General features: G+C 64.3%; 17 protein-coding genes and 1 tRNA gene. 10 read left to right on the plus strand and 8 right to left on the minus strand.

Features of this window, described 5'->3' with window-relative positions; genetic code table 11:
• The 3 genes from ACY9XZ_RS03405 to ACY9XZ_RS03415 are packed head-to-tail and all read right to left on the minus strand — an operon-like array spanning nucleotide 1 to nucleotide 3,706.
• On the minus strand, nucleotides 1-1,035 hold the full coding sequence (locus tag ACY9XZ_RS03405) for an ABC transporter permease (protein ID WP_463455666.1): 1,035 nt from the start codon (nucleotides 1,033-1,035) through the stop codon (nucleotides 1-3).
• Nucleotides 1,036-1,037: 2 nt separating this feature from the next.
• Nucleotides 1,038-2,036, minus strand: a complete 999-nt coding sequence (locus ACY9XZ_RS03410; protein WP_463455667.1) for an ABC transporter permease — start codon at nucleotides 2,034-2,036, stop codon at nucleotides 1,038-1,040.
• 23 nt (nucleotides 2,037-2,059) lie between these two features.
• Entirely contained in the window at nucleotides 2,060-3,706 is a 1,647-nt protein-coding gene (locus ACY9XZ_RS03415; protein ID WP_463455668.1) for an ABC transporter substrate-binding protein, read from the minus strand.
• A 208-nt stretch (nucleotides 3,707-3,914) separates the two neighbouring features.
• Here ACY9XZ_RS03415 and ACY9XZ_RS03420 point away from each other — a divergent pair.
• Nucleotides 3,915-3,999: transfer RNA gene (locus tag ACY9XZ_RS03420), tRNA-Leu, on the plus strand.
• A 267-nt stretch (nucleotides 4,000-4,266) separates the two neighbouring features.
• Nucleotides 4,267-4,779 (plus strand): DUF5813 family protein, encoded by a 513-nt coding sequence (locus tag ACY9XZ_RS03425; protein ID WP_463455669.1) that lies wholly within the window; start codon nucleotides 4,267-4,269, stop codon nucleotides 4,777-4,779.
• Nucleotides 4,780-4,818: 39 nt separating this feature from the next.
• Here ACY9XZ_RS03425 and ACY9XZ_RS03430 read toward each other — a convergent pair whose 3' ends face one another.
• Together ACY9XZ_RS03430 and ACY9XZ_RS03435 are read right to left on the minus strand one after the other, a co-directional pair.
• Nucleotides 4,819-5,049, minus strand: coding sequence for an Lrp/AsnC family transcriptional regulator (locus tag ACY9XZ_RS03430; RefSeq protein WP_463455670.1), 231 nt, complete (start codon nucleotides 5,047-5,049; stop codon nucleotides 4,819-4,821).
• Nucleotide 5,050: 1 nt separating this feature from the next.
• On the minus strand, nucleotides 5,051-5,737 hold the full coding sequence (locus ACY9XZ_RS03435; RefSeq protein ID WP_463455671.1) for a potassium channel family protein: 687 nt from the start codon (nucleotides 5,735-5,737) through the stop codon (nucleotides 5,051-5,053).
• Between the two features lie 140 nt (nucleotides 5,738-5,877).
• Between ACY9XZ_RS03435 and ACY9XZ_RS03440 the strand changes: the two genes are divergently transcribed.
• Both ACY9XZ_RS03440 and ACY9XZ_RS03445 read left to right on the plus strand, forming a co-directional pair.
• Nucleotides 5,878-6,108: an Lrp/AsnC family transcriptional regulator gene (locus ACY9XZ_RS03440; RefSeq protein ID WP_463455672.1), complete on the plus strand. Its 231-nt coding sequence runs from the start codon at nucleotides 5,878-5,880 to the stop codon at nucleotides 6,106-6,108.
• Nucleotides 6,109-6,160: 52 nt separating this feature from the next.
• Nucleotides 6,161-6,481: a hypothetical protein gene (locus tag ACY9XZ_RS03445; RefSeq protein ID WP_463455673.1), complete on the plus strand. Its 321-nt coding sequence runs from the start codon at nucleotides 6,161-6,163 to the stop codon at nucleotides 6,479-6,481.
• Here the strand turns inward: ACY9XZ_RS03445 and tmk are convergent.
• Nucleotides 6,478-7,062: a dTMP kinase gene (gene tmk / locus ACY9XZ_RS03450; RefSeq protein ID WP_463455674.1), complete on the minus strand. Its 585-nt coding sequence runs from the start codon at nucleotides 7,060-7,062 to the stop codon at nucleotides 6,478-6,480. The two genes, ACY9XZ_RS03445 and tmk, sit on opposite strands and share 4 nt — an antisense overlap.
• Before the next feature lie 163 nt (nucleotides 7,063-7,225).
• Here tmk and ACY9XZ_RS03455 point away from each other — a divergent pair, with 163 nt between their 5' ends.
• From ACY9XZ_RS03455 to cofG, 5 genes are all read left to right on the plus strand, one after another.
• Complete coding sequence (locus ACY9XZ_RS03455) at nucleotides 7,226-8,125, plus strand: complex I NDUFA9 subunit family protein (protein WP_463455675.1); 900 nt, start codon at nucleotides 7,226-7,228, stop codon at nucleotides 8,123-8,125.
• 137 nt (nucleotides 8,126-8,262) lie between these two features.
• Nucleotides 8,263-9,444: a tubulin/FtsZ family protein gene (locus ACY9XZ_RS03460; RefSeq protein ID WP_004518503.1), complete on the plus strand. Its 1,182-nt coding sequence runs from the start codon at nucleotides 8,263-8,265 to the stop codon at nucleotides 9,442-9,444.
• Entirely contained in the window at nucleotides 9,422-10,198 is a 777-nt protein-coding gene (locus ACY9XZ_RS03465) for a hypothetical protein (RefSeq protein WP_463455676.1), read from the plus strand. The genes ACY9XZ_RS03460 and ACY9XZ_RS03465 overlap by 23 nt, the downstream gene beginning before the upstream one ends.
• A complete protein-coding gene (gene cofC / locus ACY9XZ_RS03470; protein WP_463455677.1) occupies nucleotides 10,198-10,821 on the plus strand; it encodes a 2-phospho-L-lactate guanylyltransferase in 624 nt (207 codons plus the stop codon). The genes ACY9XZ_RS03465 and cofC overlap by 1 nt, the downstream gene beginning before the upstream one ends.
• Before the next feature lie 33 nt (nucleotides 10,822-10,854).
• Nucleotides 10,855-11,961, plus strand: coding sequence for a 7,8-didemethyl-8-hydroxy-5-deazariboflavin synthase subunit CofG (gene cofG, locus ACY9XZ_RS03475; RefSeq protein ID WP_463455678.1), 1,107 nt, complete (start codon nucleotides 10,855-10,857; stop codon nucleotides 11,959-11,961).
• 203 nt (nucleotides 11,962-12,164) lie between these two features.
• Here the strand turns inward: cofG and cofH are convergent, their stop codons facing one another.
• A complete protein-coding gene (cofH, locus tag ACY9XZ_RS03480; RefSeq protein ID WP_463455679.1) occupies nucleotides 12,165-13,517 on the minus strand; it encodes a 7,8-didemethyl-8-hydroxy-5-deazariboflavin synthase subunit CofH in 1,353 nt (450 codons plus the stop codon).
• A gap of 125 nt (nucleotides 13,518-13,642) precedes the next feature.
• Nucleotides 13,643-14,659 carry a sodium:calcium antiporter gene (locus ACY9XZ_RS03485; protein WP_463455680.1) on the minus strand — a complete coding sequence of 339 codons (1,017 nt, stop codon included), beginning with the start codon at nucleotides 14,657-14,659 and terminating at the stop codon, nucleotides 13,643-13,645.
• Nucleotides 14,660-14,755: 96 nt separating this feature from the next.
• Here ACY9XZ_RS03485 and ACY9XZ_RS03490 point away from each other — a divergent pair, with 96 nt between their 5' ends.
• Nucleotides 14,756-15,790 (plus strand): phosphoribosylaminoimidazolesuccinocarboxamide synthase, encoded by a 1,035-nt coding sequence (locus ACY9XZ_RS03490; protein WP_463455681.1) that lies wholly within the window; start codon nucleotides 14,756-14,758, stop codon nucleotides 15,788-15,790.
• Nucleotides 15,791-15,815: the final 25 nt, after the last annotated feature.

Consider the following 15,815-nt stretch of genomic DNA (forward strand, 5'->3'; position numbering starts at 1 on the left):
TTAGTTGTTGAGTCGGGGGTCGAGCGCGTCTCTGAGGCCGTCACCGAACATGTTGAACGCGACCACTGTGACGAGGATGCACAGCCCCGGCCAGACGCTGAACCACGGGTTCTGGATCATGTAGTTGCGCGAAACCGACAGCATCTGCCCCCAGGACGGGGTCGGGGGCTGGATGCCGAACCCGAGGAAGGAGAGGCCGGCGATGATGATGATGGCCGTCCCGACCTGCAGCGTCGCCTGGACGAGCACCGGCGCGAAACTGTTCGGGATGACGTGGCGGAGGATGATGTTCCGGTCGCGGACGCCGGCCGCCTTCGCCGCCTCGACGTACTCGTCTTCGCGAACGCTGACGACGCGCGAGCGGATGAGGCGTGCGAATTTCGGTATCGACGCGACGCCGACGCCGATCATCGCGAAGGTGATGCTCCGCCCGAACGCGGCGATGAACGCGAGCACCAGGACGAGGAACGGAATCGCGTACAGGGTCTCGGCGAGGCGCATCAGCACGTCATCGGTCCAGCCGCCGTAGTAGCCCGATACGGCCCCGATGACCATGCCGCCGACGAGACCGATAGCGGTCGCCAGCACGCCGACCAGTATCGCGATGCGGGTCCCGTAGATCAGCCGAAGCAGGATGTCCCGGCCGCGGTCGTCGGTGCCGAGCGGATGCGCCCAGGTCCCCTGGCCGAATGTGTTCTCCATGCCGACTGGCGGCAACAGCGCCGGCGTCCCGGCCGATTCTGCAGTCGGGCTCATCCAGACCGTCTTGGCGAGCCAGTACTTTTCGACGCCGAACTGCGCGAACACCTGATACTGGGCCAGATACTCGAATACAACGGCGTCGATAGTCGTCACCAGCGCGACGACGGAGGCGACGGCGATGATGATGCACCCGGCGAAGGCTGTCGGGTCTCGACGCACCTGGGCAAGCGTGTAGCGCCAGCCGACGCGGGCCTCGACTGCGGACGCCGAGTGCTCGACGTCGTCCACCGATTCGCCGCCGACCGTCTCCGAATCAGAATGTGTCGTAGCCATAGTTACTCCTGATCACCGTATGAGACCCGTGGGTCGATGTACGCGTAGGAGATGTCCGTGATGATGACGCCGACGACGAACACCAGCGCGAATACGATTGTCGTCCCCAGGACGACCGGGAAGTCCTGACGTGCGATGGAATCGACGATGAGCCGCCCCATCCCGTTGATTTCGAACACGGTCTCGGTCAGCACCGCGCCGCCGATAGCGGTCGTCAACTGCAGGCCGATGATGGTGATGACCGGCAGCTGTGCGTTCCGGAAGGCGTGTTTCCGGAGGATCGTCCGCTCCGTGACCCCGTAAGCACGCGCGAGACGGACGTAGTCGTCGGAGAGCACCTCGAGCATCGACGACCGCTCGATGCGCGTTATCGCCGCCATCTGAAGCGTCCCCAGCGACAGCATCGGCAGCAGCAGGTGCGCGCCCGCGACGTAGAGCACGCCGAGCCGGGTACTCGCGCCGTTGACGGTCGAGGGGTGCGCCCACGGCATGACGAGGTTCGTCGCCGGTAACACGCCGAGGTTGTACGAGAACAGGATAATCAGGACCAGCCCGATCCAGAACGACGGCGTGCTCACGCCGACGAGCGAGACGATGCGGGTGACGTGGTCGGTCGGCTTGTTCCGACGCTTTGCCGAGATGACCCCGAGTGGGACCGCCGTTGCGATGGCGAAGGCGAAACTCGACACCATCAGCAGGAGCGTCTGCGGGAGCCGCTGGGCGATCTTCGTCGTGACCGGCGCGTCGTAGTAGATGCTCCGGCCCATATCGAGCTGGACGAGGTTGACAAGGTACTTCCAGAAACGGACGTGCAGCGGCTGGTTCAGGCCGTATTTGGCCTTGAGCGTCTCGACGGCCGCCTGGTTCGGTGACGGGCCGAGCATGATCTCGACGGGGTTGCCCGGCGCGGCGTTGACCAGCGTGAACGTGATAGCGACGACACCGAGGAGTACGGGAATCGCCTGGACGACCCGCCTCCCTGAATAGCGTAACAGGCCCATATATTCGAGATGAGATGACCAACCTACTGGACAGAGGCGTTGTTGAACTCGCTGACGAGCGAGAACTGGTCTATCGGGTGGGCCGTGAAGTCCTGTACTCGGTTGCGAACGCCGAAGCTGTTTTTCAGCGTGTAGGACGGGATGTGGGGCCGGTCCTCCATGAGCGTCTCGACGGCGGAGATGTACAGCTCGCGGCGGGTCTCGCGGTCGGTCTCCTGACGAGCGTCCATGATCGCCGAGTCGACGTCGTCGTTGCGGTAGTACGTCCCGTTGGTGACGCCGATCTGTTCCTGGGCGAACAGGAAGTACATGAACGTGTCGGGGTCGGGCGACCCGGACCACCCCAACGTGAACATGTTATAGTCGTCGGCGCTCCCTGAGACGTACTGGTCGAGGAACGCGCCCCAATCCAGTCGCTGGACCGAGGCGTCGTAGCCAGCTTCGCTGAGCCCGTTTGCGACCGAGGTGCCGATCTGCTCGCGCTTCTCGTCCGGCGGGACGATGATGCGGGCCTCCCAGTCGTCGGGGACGTTGTCGTTGTCGTCGAGCAACGACTTCGCCTGGTCGACGTCCTGCTCGTGCGTGATGGCGTCCCAGTCGTCCTGCGGGAAGTCCCAGGCCTCCGCGAGCGTCTCGGGGATCGGCGAGGCGGCGCGGACGCCGGAGGGTTCGACGAACCGCTCGACGGCCGTCTCCATCGAAAAGGCGTAGTCGATGGCCTCCCGGACTTCGGGGTCGGCGGTCGGTCCCTCGTTGCAGTTGAACGCGAGGTAGAAGTAGCTCATCCCGAGAGCGGATTCGATGCCTGCGTTGTCCATCCCCTCGACCGTGCCCCAGGACTTCGGCGGGATGTTCTTGACCACGTCGTTCTTGCCGTTCTTGAGTGTCGTGATGCGAGTAGTCGGCTCCTCGACGGGGACGAACTCCAGGGTCGAGAGGTTCGGCATCGGCTCGTCCCAGTAGTCCTCCCTCCGGGACAGCACGACGGACTCGCCCTCGCTCCAGCTTTCCAGCGTGAACGGACCGGACCCGACGGGCTCCTCCTTGTTGAACGCCTCGCGGTCCTCTGTCCGGACGCTTTTCGGAACGATATTGCGGTTCGTGTAGTATTTGAACGCGCCGAACTGGTACTTGAGGTCGAACTGCACCGTCGCCTCGTCGACGGCGGTGATCGAGTCGATCATGTTGACCTCGCCGGCGTTTTCCGTCTCTTCTTCGACCGGTGCGAGGAACGTGTGTTTCACGTCCTCAGCAGTGACGGTGTTCCCGTTCTGGAACGCCGCGTCGGTGTCCAGCGGGACGATCCACCGCTGGCCGTCACGTTCGATCGTCGGCATCTCCGCCGCGACTTTCGGGACCAGTTCGGTCCCGTCCTCGTTGTACGCGTACAGTGGGTCGAAGATCATCATCGCCACTTCCAGCGACGGCACGTCGTTGAGAACGACGGGGTCGAACTCCACCGGCGATTTCGCCTGTCCGAGCCGGAGCCGCGACCCACCGCCTTCGCCGTCGCTGCCGCCACCATCGCTATCAGCACCGCTCTGGCCGCCACCACCGTCAGTCGGCCCCTGACAGCCAGCGAGGAGGGCAGTAGCGCACCCGCCTGCGAGCGCTCGTAACAGTTTCCGTCGTGATACGCCGAATCGGTCGGAGGACTCAGGGAGCGTCATGCTAACGTAACACACCGCTATCGTGAAGTGTAGCTATAATAAATCCATGGGTTGTTTCCGGGTAATACTTACACAGAACCTGATGCAGAAGGCGTATAATCCGTCGAAAACAGCAGTCCGAGTTATAGCATCGGCGTGGCACATTTGCCATAGTTATCACAGGCATATCGAAAGGACCATTCATCAGCCCCCGCAGAGTTCAATCTGCGCGAGGGTAGCCGAGCTTGGCCAAAGGCGGTGGGCTTAAGACCCGCTCCCGTAGGGGTCCGTGGGTTCGAATCCCATCCCTCGCATTCTTCGACGAGTAAGCACGAAGAGCGATGCGAGTGTGATTCGAATCACGGGAAGCCAACGCTGTGGCAAACACACCGTGGGGCACAGAGTCACCAAGCGTTCCCGCTGACAACACGTCCGTGACACACGCTGTGGGCAGACTCGACCAAGTGTGGCACAGGTGTGTGGGCCACAGATTCGGGGGCAGCGCTCAGACGAGTGGTCGTGGCAGGCGAGACAGTCCGGACACGACGCGTTTTTGCACGTCTGTGGCCTATACCGGCCTAATGACTGACGTACCAGACGACGTTGCCGAGGCGTTCGACAGACACGACGCACTCGTTCCGGCCGGGGACAGTTACGCCGTCGAAACGACGAACTTCGACGGTCGCGTGACCGCAACCAAGGGGGAGGCGTGGCGGACGAACTACGAAGTCACGGTCACTGCGCCGTCGCTGCAGGCCGCGACAAGCGACGAGGTCGGCGACGCCGTCATCGACGGTTGGTTCGAGACGCTGGAGCGGCGACTGGAGGACGCGCCGAAAGCAACCCGAACGAGCGTCGAACTGGACGATTACAGCGTCGTCGAGGACGGCGAGCAGGTCGTGGTCACGTTCGAGTACACGATGGGTGGCGAGCGACAGGCCGCAGATGTCGCCAAAACCTTCGTCGAGTACGTCGAGGGGACGTACGTCGAGGGCGTCATCCCGGGCTACGACTACGTCGGCGTCGTGGCCGACCTGCTCGACTCGGCGAGTACCGGCGGGAGCGAGGGGACGCGCGGCGGGACGCCGCTGTAGCTGTCCGGTCCTGAGAGCGGAAAACCGTGGCCGCGTCGGTCAGTCCATCGCGATGTAGGTCTGTGTCGTTTCGACGCCCTGTATCTCCTGGATGTGTGTCGCCGCGACGTCCTTGACTTCGGCGGGCGTCTCCACGTCGACTTTCGCGATGAAGTCCACGTCGCCGGCGACGATGTGGGCCTCGACGACGCCGTCGACGGCTTCGATGTCGTCTTTCAGCCGGTCCGCGTCACCAGTGTGGGCTTTGACCATCACGTAGGCAATGACCATTTCAGGCACCTCCGAGCGCGGTCGCAGGCTCTGATTCACCGACAACGATGCTGCGGACGTCCGAGAGCGTCCCGAAGTCCGCGAGTATCACGACCCGGTCGCCGGCCTCGAGCGTTTCGTCCGGGTCGGGGATGGCGAGTGGGGCCTCGCCTTTCCCGTGGGCCATCAGCCGGGAGTCCGACGGGAGTTCCAGTTCCGACAGCGAGTACCCCTCCATCGGCGACTGCTTCTGAATGGTGAACTCCACGAGCTGGAGGTTCTGTGCGATGTCGGCGACCGCACGGATGTTCCCGCCCAGCAGCGCGTTCTTCGCGGCGATGGCCCCGAGCCGTTCCGGGTAGATGATCTCGTCGACGTCGGAGGCGTAGCGTCGGTATATCTCCTCGCGGTAGTCCTCGTCGATACGCATAACGGTTCGACAGCCGTGTTCCTTGGCGATCATACAGGCGACGAAGTTGTCGTTTAAGTCGCCGGTGAGCGCGCCGAGTGCGTCGGCGGCTTCGAGGTCGGCGTCGCCGAGCGTCTCCTCGATAGCGCCGTCGCCCGCGATCACCTCGAAGCCGGCCGTTCGTGCGCGCTCGACCGCGTTCTCATCGCGCTCGATGAGGACAACTTCGTGGCCGCTCTCTTGCAGGACGCGAGCCGTCCGCAGTCCGACACGACCTGCACCCACGATAACGAATCGCATACACATCCCTATGTGACGGGGGTGAATAAAAGTACCCACCCGGCGGAACCACCGGACGCCTTGACCGCTATCCCAAACAACACAACCATTGTTGTCTCGTGACGGAACCTTTTTCGTGTTATGCTACGACATACCACAACATGGTTACCGCGTTCATTATGATCAAAACGGCTGCCGGCAAATCCGAGGAACTCCTTGCGGCAGTCCGCGACGCCGAGGGTATCACCGAGGCACACATCGTCGCCGGGCAGTACGACATCATCGCCGAAGCGACGGGTTCGGAAGTGTACGACATCATGCAGTCCGTCTCGGGTCACGTCCGAGACCTCGACGGCGTCGCCGACACGCGCACGTACATCTGTTTAGAGTGAGCGGGTCACGCCGTTTCGACACGGCAAAGGGACTCCCCGCCCTACGGCAGGTATGGTCAGTGTCGCCGGTATCATCGGCCTGCTCGTCATCGTGCTGGTCAACAGTGCTGTGACGGCGCTCATGACGCGCTTTTTCCGCGTCCGCTTGCACACCCGGTGGGGGAGTCTCGTCTACTCGCTGCTCCTCTGTCCGGTGGTCATGGTCGTCATCCTCCTGGTGTTGAGTGGCGTATTCAGACTCGGTGCGGACCTCGGGAGCCAAACGGCCGTCATCCTCGTGACCGTCGTTGTCCCGCTCGCTATCGGCATCACTTTCGATTACTTCTGGATGCCGGCCCCCGACGAGGTCGAACTGCCGGCGTCGATGGACTAAACTATCGCGTCCCGGACCCGTTCGTACACCGTGTCGGGGTCGGCCGTCGCGTCGACGCGAACGAACCGCTCCGGGTCGGCGTCGATGAGCCGTTCGTAGTTGTCACGGACCGACGCGAGGTAGTCGGCGGTCTCGAACTTGTTCGTCGCACCGCTTCGCTGTGCGGCGGTTTCGGGATCGATATCGAGGTACACGGTCCGGTCCGGCGGCCGGGTCCAGGGGGCGTGGACCTCCCGGACGTACGACAGCGGGTCGTCGAACGTCTCGCTTTCCGCGAGAGTCGCGCCCTGGTAGGCGTACCGGGAATCGCTGTAGCGGTCGGAGACGACGAGTCGGTTCTCATCGAGCGCCGGCCGGACCGTATTCGAGAGATGTGCGGCGTGGTCGGCCGTGTAGAGGAACAGTTCGGCCAGCGAGTCCGCGTCGTCGTCGTCGATGGAGCGCTGGACGGCGTCGCCGTACCAGGAGTCGGTCGGTTCGCGCGTGAACACGGCCTCGTCGGGAACCGCGTCGTCACTGCGGAGCCGTTCCCACACGGTCGTCTTGCCGCTCCCGTCCAGACCTTCGAGCGTGACGAGCATACTGCACAATCCGTGTGGGGGGACGTAAGCGCCCCGACCTGGACAGTTCATCCAGAGGGTGACACAAGTTTCATCCGGAGGCTGACACAAGTGGCCGGACTGCGGGCCGGTCAGCCGAACAAATACGCCCACCTTTACGGTTCTACCGACCGTATCGGGGTCTATGGATGTACTTGTCGTCGGCGGGACTGGATTCATCGGGCAACACCTGTGCCGCGCACTCGAGGAACAGGGACATGCTGTCACTGCACTGTCCCGGTCACCGGAGGACGCGACGCTGCCCGACGGCGTCGAAACCGTCGCCGGAGACGTCACGGACTACGACAGCATCGAGAGCGCGTTCGAGGGGCAGGACGCGGTGTATTTCCTGGTCGCACTGTCGCCCCTGTTCAAGCCGGACGGCGGCGACGAGATGCACGAACGCATCCACCTCGGCGGGACCGAAAACAGCGTGCAAGCCGCAGAAGCACACGGCGTCGACCGGTTCGTCCAGTTGAGTGCGCTGGGTGCGGACCCCAACGGGGACACACACTACATCCGGTCGAAGGGCCGGGCCGAAGAGGTCGTCACACAGTCCTCGCTGGACTGGACTATCTTCCGGCCGTCGGTCGTCTTCGGCGAGGGCGGGGAGTTCGTCTCCTTCACGAAGCGACTCAAGGGGATGTTCGCGCCCGGCGTCCCGCTGTATCCGCTCCCGGGCGGCGGCAAACGGACCAAGTTCCAGCCCATCTGGGTCGGTGACCTCGTGCCGATGCTCGTCGACAGTATCGAATCCGAAGAACACGTCGGTGAAACCTACGAAATCGGTGGGCCGGAGGTGTTGACTCTCAGGGATGTGACCAATCAGGTGTACGATGCTGAGGGCGCTTCGGTAAGCATCGTCCCGCTCCCGATGCCGCTGGCGAAAGTCGGCCTCTCTGTCCTGGGGAGCGTCGGCTTTCCGATGGGGGCCGATCAGTATCGCTCACTCAAATTCGATAACAGTCCGGCGTCGAACGATATCGACGCGTTCGGCGTCAGTAGTGGCTCTTTAACGACACTCAGCGGATACCTCCGGGGATAAGTACCGGCGGTAGCCTCTCCCTACAGATCGTCGTGTTAGACAGTATTAATTTTCAAGCCTGAGTTTCAGGGCTGAGAGGCGGGCAAAACACTTATACTCGCTATCGCTCTTTGACCCTTTAAGCGGAGAACCATATAATGAAACTGGCGATGATCGGCTTCGGGCAGGCCGGTGGCAAAATTGTGGACAAATTCCTCGAGTACGACAAGGAGACCGGCTCGGGAATCGTCCGCTCGGCTGTCGCAGTCAACACAGCGAAAGCAGACCTGCTTGGGCTAGAACACATTCCGGAAGAACAGCGAGTGCTCATCGGCCAGGCCCGCGTCAAGGGCCACGGCGTGGGCGCGGACAACGAACTCGGCGCGGAAATCGCCGAAGAGGACATCGACGAGGTGCAGGGCGCGATCGACAACATCCCTGTCCACGAAGTCGACGCCTTCCTTATCGTCGCCGGCCTCGGCGGCGGGACGGGGTCGGGCGGATCGCCGGTCGTCGCGAAACACCTCAAGCGCATCTACACCGAACCGGTGTACGGCCTGGGCGTCCTGCCAGGCAGCGACGAGGGTGGCATCTACACCCTCAACGCCGCCCGCTCGTTCCAGACGTTCGTGCGCGAGGTGGACAACCTCATGGTGTTCGACAACGACGCCTGGCGACAGACCGGCGAGTCCGTCGAGGGCGGCTACGACCACATCAACGAGGAGATCGTCCGGCGCTTCGGCGTGCTGTTCGGGGCCGGTGAGATCGAGGCCGGCGACAACGTCGCCGAGAGCGTCGTCGACTCCTCGGAGATCATCAACACGCTCGACGGCGGCGGCGTCTCCACCGTCGGCTACGCCTCCGAAGACGTCGAGGTATCCTCGGGCGGGGGCGGCCTGCTCTCGCGGTTCAAGGGCGACGACTCCTCCGACGACGGGATGGACACGGCGAACACGACGAACCGTATCACATCGCTCGTCCGGAAAGCCGCGCTCGGCCGGCTGACGCTCCCCTGTGAGATCGAAGGTGCGGAGCGCGCGCTGCTGGTGATGGCGGGTCCGCCGGAGCACCTGAACCGGAAGGGAATCGAGCGCGGCCGGAAGTGGCTCGAGGAGCAGACCGGCTCGATGGAGGTCCGCGGGGGCGACTATCCGACCAACGCCCCGAAAGTGGCCGCATCCATCCTGCTGGCCGGCGTCCACAACGTTCCACGCATCAAGGAACTCCAGCAGGTCGCCATCGAGGCCCAGGACAACATCGACGACATCCGTAACCAAAGCGAAGATAACTTAGAGGACTTGGTCGAAGACGACGAAGATGAACTTGATCCGCTGTTCTAACAAGACCGCCGCACTCCTCTGTGTTGTCGCGCTGCTCGCGACTGCCGGCACAGCCAGTGCGTTCTCTGTCTCTGCCGACGGGGTCCCGACCGAGACCGCTGTCGACGAAGAGGTGTCGGTGACGTACACGATAGACGACCCGTTCACCGACGCGCCGAACGAATGGACGCTCGCCGGCTCGACCGGGCTCCAAAACGTTAGCTGGACGGTCACTGTGTTGCGTGCCGGTGACCAGGTGAGCCAGGAGACCTACGGCGACCAGTCCTTCGAACAGGACCTTGACATCGACGACAACGGGGACGAGGTCCGCATCGAACTCGTCGGCACGACGCCGGAGATATCGAACTACACGTACGACCCGGCACAGAACTACCAGGTCGCCTCCCTCAGCCGAGTCAGCGGGAACAACGAAGACGAGTTCCGAAACGACACCGCCCACCACTACACCGAAGAGAGCCAGGCGGCCAGACAGGCAATCGACGACGCACAGGCTGCAATCGACGAAGCCGGTGGGAACGACGAGGCCGAGGAGCTCGTCAGTAGCGCCATCTCCTCCTACGAGAACGGCAACTTCCAGAACGCCCAGGACCTCGCCGGACAGGCCGAGAGCCAGGCACAGCAGGCCCAACAGAGCGCCCAGACCCAGCGTACGCTCCTGCTGGTCGGTGGCGGGCTGGTCGTCCTCCTGTTGCTCGTCGGTGGCGGCTACTACGCCTACACCCAGATGGGTGAGGACGACTACTCCAAGCTGTAATGCGCATCGTCGTCCCCGTCTCGGGGTCTGACCCCAAAACGCGGCTTGCTTCCGTTCTTTCTCCCGACGAGCGCCGCGAGTTTACCGAAGCGATGCTCGCGGACGTTGTCGACGCAGTGACCGCGGCGGGCCACGAACCCGAGGTCATCTCGACAGCGCCGCTCGACTGTGCTGCGCCGGTCACCGTCGACGAGCGCGGACTCGATCCACTCGTCAACGATCTGCTCGCGTCGACCGTGACCGACGGCGAGGGCGCACTCGCAGTCGTGATGGCCGACCTCCCGCTCGCAACGGCAAAAAGCATCGAGCGACTCCTTGCCCCCGACGCCGACGTTGTGCTGGCCCCGGGCCTGGGTGGCGGGACAAACGCCTTCGCCTGCCGCCATCCCGAGTTCAGGGTCGACTACCACGGTGCATCGATCCGGGACCACCGACGGATAGCCCGTGAAGTGGAGGCAGACGTGGCCGAGGTCGATTCTCGCCGGCTGGCGACCGACATCGACGAACCGGGCGACCTCGCGGAGGTGCTGCTTCACAGCGACGGTGCGGCCGCCGACTGGCTCGCCGACGCCGGTTTCAGTCTGTCGCTCACAGACGGCCGTGTCGCCGTGAGCCGCGAGTGAAGGTTTTTGTCCGTGGGGTGCAGACCCCGGGACGTGATACCCGGCACGGACGCGTACGACATCGATATCCAGGTTCCGGACGCAGACATCGAGCGGCTGCTGTCCGTGATGCCCGAGGACGTCGAGGCCGCGTCGGAACTGTCCTACTGCCGGAACGTGTTCCTGCCGCTGACGACCGCCTGCCGGTACACCTGCACCTACTGCACGTACTACGACCCGCCGGGACAGGCGGAGCTGATGGACCGCGAAGAGATCCGCGAGACCTGTCGCCGCGGGGCCGACGCCGGCTGCACCGAGGCGCTGTTCACCTTCGGCGACGACCCGGACGACCGCTACACCGCGGTCCACGACCAACTCGCAGAGTGGGGTCACGACTCGATCCACGAGTACCTCCGGGAAGCCTGCGAAATCGCGCTGGAGGAGGGGTTGCTCCCCCACGCCAACCCGGGCGACCAGACGCGCGAACAGATGGCCCACGTCGCCGATCTGAACGCCTCGATGGGTGTGATGCTTGAGACGACCACGGAGGTGCAGGCTCACGGTGGCCCACGAGCGAAAAGTCCCGGCCAGCGACTCAACACCCTCCGCGTGGCCGGCGAACTCGGCGTCCCGTTCACGACGGGTATCCTCGTCGGTATCGGTGAGGACTGGCACCACCGCGCCGAGAGTTTGCTCGCCATCCGTGAAATGCACGAGCGCTACGACCACATCCAGGAAGTGATCGTCCAGCCTGTCGTCGAAAACGAGCGCTGGCGGGGTGGCTCGCCCGATCTCGCAACGATGCGGCGAGTGACGGCGATGGCCCGCGCGGCGCTTCCCGGGGAAGTATCGGTACAGGTCCCCCCGAACCTCGCGCCCGCCCGGGACCTGACCGACTGTGGCATCGACGACCTGGGCGGCGTCTCACCGGTCACGGTCGACCACATCAACCCCGAGTACGAGTGGCCAGCACTGCAAGAACTGACGGCCGTCGCCGACGCCGCCGAGGTGCCCCTGACGGAACGGCTGCCCGTCTACGAGCGGTTCGTCGGGGACGGCTGGCTCTCGGAGCCTATCGAGACAGCTATCGAGGCCGAGGGCGACGCCGGCGAACGGTTCCAGTCGATACTGGACCGGGGCGTGAATCCAGTGACTCTGTAACCCCGACGGTCAGCCGCCGCGTCCGCGCAGTTGTCACTGACAGGATGGACACTGGCGACATTAACCACCTAGTCCTCTAGGCTGTATCTACACATACGCTGGCGAACCAATATATATCATGCCTGGACGTGCCTCTGACAGCAATCCAGGCGGAATACGCTACCACGTCGGCCACGGCCGGTGCCCAGCCGTGGCCCACTAATTCATTTCAGCAACGGCGTTCCGTCGGCCCGCGGCCCGAGTTGCGGCCCGAGCACCTCGGCGTCGGGGTCGATGACGCGGCGCTGCTGATAGTCCGTCGACCGCTCGACCGGCGTCCGGCCGATGGCGGTGATCATGTCGGCGTACTCCTGGAAGGACCGGAACTCGCCGTAGTCGCCGCCGGCGCGCTTGGTAATCTCCTCGGAGAGGATGGTCCCCATGAAATCGTCCGCACCGCAGGTGAGCATCTTCAGTCCCTGCGTGTCGCCGTATTTGACCCACGAGGACTGGATGTGCTCGACGTTGTCGAGGAAGAGCCGCGAGACGGCGATCAGCAGTTCGTCCTCGTCGACCGTCGCGCCGTCGTCGACCATGCCACGCTCGTACAGCGGCGTCTCCTCGTGGACGAACGAGAGCGGGACGAACTCCGTGATCGCGCCGGTCCGGTCTTGCAGGTCGCGAATCCGTTTCAGGTGCAGCGCGCGGTGGCGCTCGTTCTCGACGTGGCCGTACATCATCGTCGAGGTCATATCGAGGCCGACCGACGCGGCCGCTTCCATCGCTTCGAGCCACTCGTCAGTGCGGATCTTGCCCGGACAGATGACATCCCGGACCTCGTCGACGAGGATTTCGGCGGCCGTGCCGGGGACGCTGTCGAGCCCGGCGGCCTTGAGTCGGCTGAACACCTCCTCGTAGGACCAGTCGGTCCCGCGGCGGGCGTGGTAGGCCTCCTCCGGCGTCATCGAGTGGAGATGGACGCCGCCGACGTTCATCGCCCGAATCTGCTCGCAGTAGGTGGCCGGGTCTTTCTCGTACTCGTCGGGCGAGCGGTAGTTCAGGTCGCCGCGGTCGCTCGTCTCCAGTATCTCCCGGTGTTCGTCGTCCAGTGCGAGCGCGGGGTGGAGGCCCGACACCGAACAGACCTCGTAGATGCCGCGGTCGAGGGCGTCCCGGACGATTTCGCGGGACTCGCTCGGCGTCTTCGTGAAGCCGCCGTGGTCTTCCTGGTATTCGCTCCGGAACTGCTCGGATCGGTCCTTGAAGTTACAGAACAGACAGCCGGTGTTGCAGGCCGTCGTGACGTTGTTGTTGAGGTTCGCGACGAACGTGACCTCGTCGCCGACGACCTCGGCCCGGCGTCGGTCGGCCGCTTCGAGCACCTGCTCTTTCCGGTAGTGGTCGATGCCGTCCCGGTCGGTGCCTGTCGTGAAGAGTTCGACCGCGTCGTCGACCGTCAGTCGCGTCCCGTTTCTCGCCTTGGCGAGCGCGTTCTCGAACGACTGGTCAGTCGTCGGACGGTGCTCGAACTCGAATGAGCCGTCCGGAGTACCGACGGTCTCTGGGACGTCCGGCATTGCTGGACAGGAGGGAAAGAACGGTCAAAAGCGTATGGGTCCGCACACGGCCCACACGGTCGACAGGCCCTCGTGTTGCAGGACGTGAGCGGTTCCTGGGTCCCGCAGTGCCAGGGGCCGACCCATCAGGTCGGCAACACGCCGCCGATCCAGCCCGCAGTCTCGGCGATAACCCAGACGACGAACACCGCGTAGGCACCGAGCAACGCATACGATTCGAGTTCGCTCAACACGAGGTCGGTCCGGAGCGCGGTGAACAAGAGGATCGTCGCCCCAGTCAGGACGCCGAACATCGGCACGGCCATCGCGAAGTCGACCGTCCACGCGCCGGCGATGAGGACGCCGAGCGGGATCGCGACGAGCAAGTCAAAGGTGTTCGAGCCGAGGACGTTCGCGAGGGATGTGACCCCACGGTCATCGCGGGCCGCCCTGACGCTGACGAGCGTGTCGGGGAGGCTCGTCGCCGCCGCGAGGATCGTCACGCCGAGCAGGAACTCCTGTACGCCGGCGGCTTGGCCGATGACGCCGACGGCGTGGACGAGGTTCTCTACCGCCACGAGGATGACAGCCAGGCCCAGCAGGAGGAAGAGCCACTGCCGCCCGACCGAGATTCCGGCGGTCCAGTCCTCCTCCGGGTTGTGGTCGGCCGTGTCCTGGTACTGGATGAAGACGTATAGCACGTAAAGCGCAAGCGGAATTGCCGCCAGCGGCCGCGTGATGACGCCCGTGAGCGTCGCCTCGGTGGGGTAGTAGATGACCGCAAGCGCCATCGTGATGAGCAGGACCGAGACGGCGAGCATGTAGAACTGCGCCTCCTTGTAAACGAGCGTCCGGCTCGATTCGAGTTCGTCGTCCGTGGCGATGCCCGCGACTGCGGGGATGATGAGGATGTTAAAGATCGCCGAGCCGACGATTGCACCCACGCCGAGCGGCATCGAACCGCCGAGCGCCGCGACGACGACGGTTGCGACCTCCGGGAAACTCGATCCGACGGCGACGATGATCGCACCCTGGACGACGTCGGGGAGGCCGTAGTACGTCGCGAGCCGTTCGCTCGACGATTCGAGCCAGTCGCTTCCTTTCCAGATCGCCGCCGTCGCGGCGACGATGATCACTACCTCGGCCAGCAGGTTAGCCGCCATCAGACGGTCAGTCGACAGCCCGACGGAAAACAGTTGACCTCGACCGTCGAACGCGAGTGAGAAACGTCTTTGTCCCCGGCGCGAAAGGCGGGCACAATGACGAGCGTCAAGGAATTCCGCGTAGAGGAACCGGCGACGGCCGAGGGGCTCGGCCGCGGCGCGTTCGTGTTCACGGACGACTACTCCGTGTTCGACTGGGGCAAGATGCCCGACCAGATCCCCGACAAGGGCGCGTCGCTGTGTACGATGGGCGCGTACAACTTCCAACTGCTGGAAGAAAACCACGTCCCGACACACTACGAGGGCGTCAGGCTCCCCGGCAGCGAGGAAGTGCTTGACCTCGGCGAGGCGCTATCGGCCGAGGCCGCCCCCGAGGAGATGGTCATCGAACTCACGCAGGTCCCGGACCTGCCCTTCGAGGGCGGGCGCTACGACTACGACGCCTACCACGCCGACGCCGGCGAGAACTACCTCATTCCACTCGAAATCGTCTTCCGGAACCGCGTCGGCGTCGGGTCGTCGCTGCGCTCGCGGACCGAGCCCGCCGACCACGGCCTCGACTACGACAGTTGGCCCGACGAAGTCGTCGACCTCGACGAGCCCATCGTCGAGTTCTCGACGAAATACGAGGAACAGGATCGGTATCTCGACCGCGAGGCGGCCGACCGCATCGCCGGGACGGCGAGTATCGACCGCCTGGAAGAGCTGGCCCGCGCAGTGAACCACATCGTGACCCAGCAGGCCGCCGAAGCCGACCTGGTCCACGAAGACGGGAAGATCGAGTGCCTGTACCACGACGGGGAGATCCGCGTGGCCGACGTGGTCGGCACGTTCGACGAGAACCGCTTCTCCTACGGGGGCCAGCAGGTCTCGAAGGAGGTCATTCGCCAGTACCACAAGCGCACCCAGCCCGCGTGGGTCGAGGCCGTGAGCGAGGCCAAACAGCGGGCCGACGAGGAAGGCGTCGCCGACTGGAAATCCCTCTGTGCGGAGTCCCCCGCGCCGCTCGATGACGACGTCATTCAGGTCGCTCGCGACCTCTACTGTGCCGGCACGAACGCGTACGTCGGCGGCGACGTGTTCGACGCGCCGTCCCTGGAGACGGCCGTTGACGCCGCCAGCAATCTGTAAGGCAGCACAAAACGCGGCTCTGTGG

Source organism: Haloarcula sp. HT12 (genome assembly GCF_055271655.1).

Excerpts from the sequence above, each read along its gene's own strand:
- ACY9XZ_RS03415 (WP_463455668.1), bottom strand. The coding sequence starts at position 3,706 with ATGACGCTCCCTGAGTCCTCCGACCGATTCGGCGTATCACGACGGAAA.
- cofH (WP_463455679.1), bottom strand. The coding sequence starts at position 13,517 with ATGCCGGACGTCCCAGAGACCGTCGGTACTCCGGACGGCTCATTCGAG.
- ACY9XZ_RS03430 (WP_463455670.1), bottom strand. The coding sequence starts at position 5,049 with ATGGTCATTGCCTACGTGATGGTCAAAGCCCACACTGGTGACGCGGAC.
- ACY9XZ_RS03405 (WP_463455666.1), bottom strand. The coding sequence starts at position 1,035 with ATGGCTACGACACATTCTGATTCGGAGACGGTCGGCGGCGAATCGGTG.
- ACY9XZ_RS03455 (WP_463455675.1), top strand. The coding sequence starts at position 7,226 with ATGGATGTACTTGTCGTCGGCGGGACTGGATTCATCGGGCAACACCTG.
- cofC (WP_463455677.1), top strand. The coding sequence starts at position 10,198 with ATGCGCATCGTCGTCCCCGTCTCGGGGTCTGACCCCAAAACGCGGCTT.
- ACY9XZ_RS03445 (WP_463455673.1), top strand. The coding sequence starts at position 6,161 with ATGGTCAGTGTCGCCGGTATCATCGGCCTGCTCGTCATCGTGCTGGTC.
- ACY9XZ_RS03490 (WP_463455681.1), top strand. The coding sequence starts at position 14,756 with ATGACGAGCGTCAAGGAATTCCGCGTAGAGGAACCGGCGACGGCCGAG.
- ACY9XZ_RS03485 (WP_463455680.1), bottom strand. The coding sequence starts at position 14,659 with ATGGCGGCTAACCTGCTGGCCGAGGTAGTGATCATCGTCGCCGCGACG.
- ACY9XZ_RS03440 (WP_463455672.1), top strand. The coding sequence starts at position 5,878 with ATGGTTACCGCGTTCATTATGATCAAAACGGCTGCCGGCAAATCCGAG.
- ACY9XZ_RS03410 (WP_463455667.1), bottom strand. The coding sequence starts at position 2,036 with ATGGGCCTGTTACGCTATTCAGGGAGGCGGGTCGTCCAGGCGATTCCC.
- ACY9XZ_RS03460 (WP_004518503.1), top strand. The coding sequence starts at position 8,263 with ATGAAACTGGCGATGATCGGCTTCGGGCAGGCCGGTGGCAAAATTGTG.
- tmk (WP_463455674.1), bottom strand. The coding sequence starts at position 7,062 with ATGCTCGTCACGCTCGAAGGTCTGGACGGGAGCGGCAAGACGACCGTG.
- ACY9XZ_RS03425 (WP_463455669.1), top strand. The coding sequence starts at position 4,267 with ATGACTGACGTACCAGACGACGTTGCCGAGGCGTTCGACAGACACGAC.
- ACY9XZ_RS03465 (WP_463455676.1), top strand. The coding sequence starts at position 9,422 with ATGAACTTGATCCGCTGTTCTAACAAGACCGCCGCACTCCTCTGTGTT.
- ACY9XZ_RS03435 (WP_463455671.1), bottom strand. The coding sequence starts at position 5,737 with ATGCGATTCGTTATCGTGGGTGCAGGTCGTGTCGGACTGCGGACGGCT.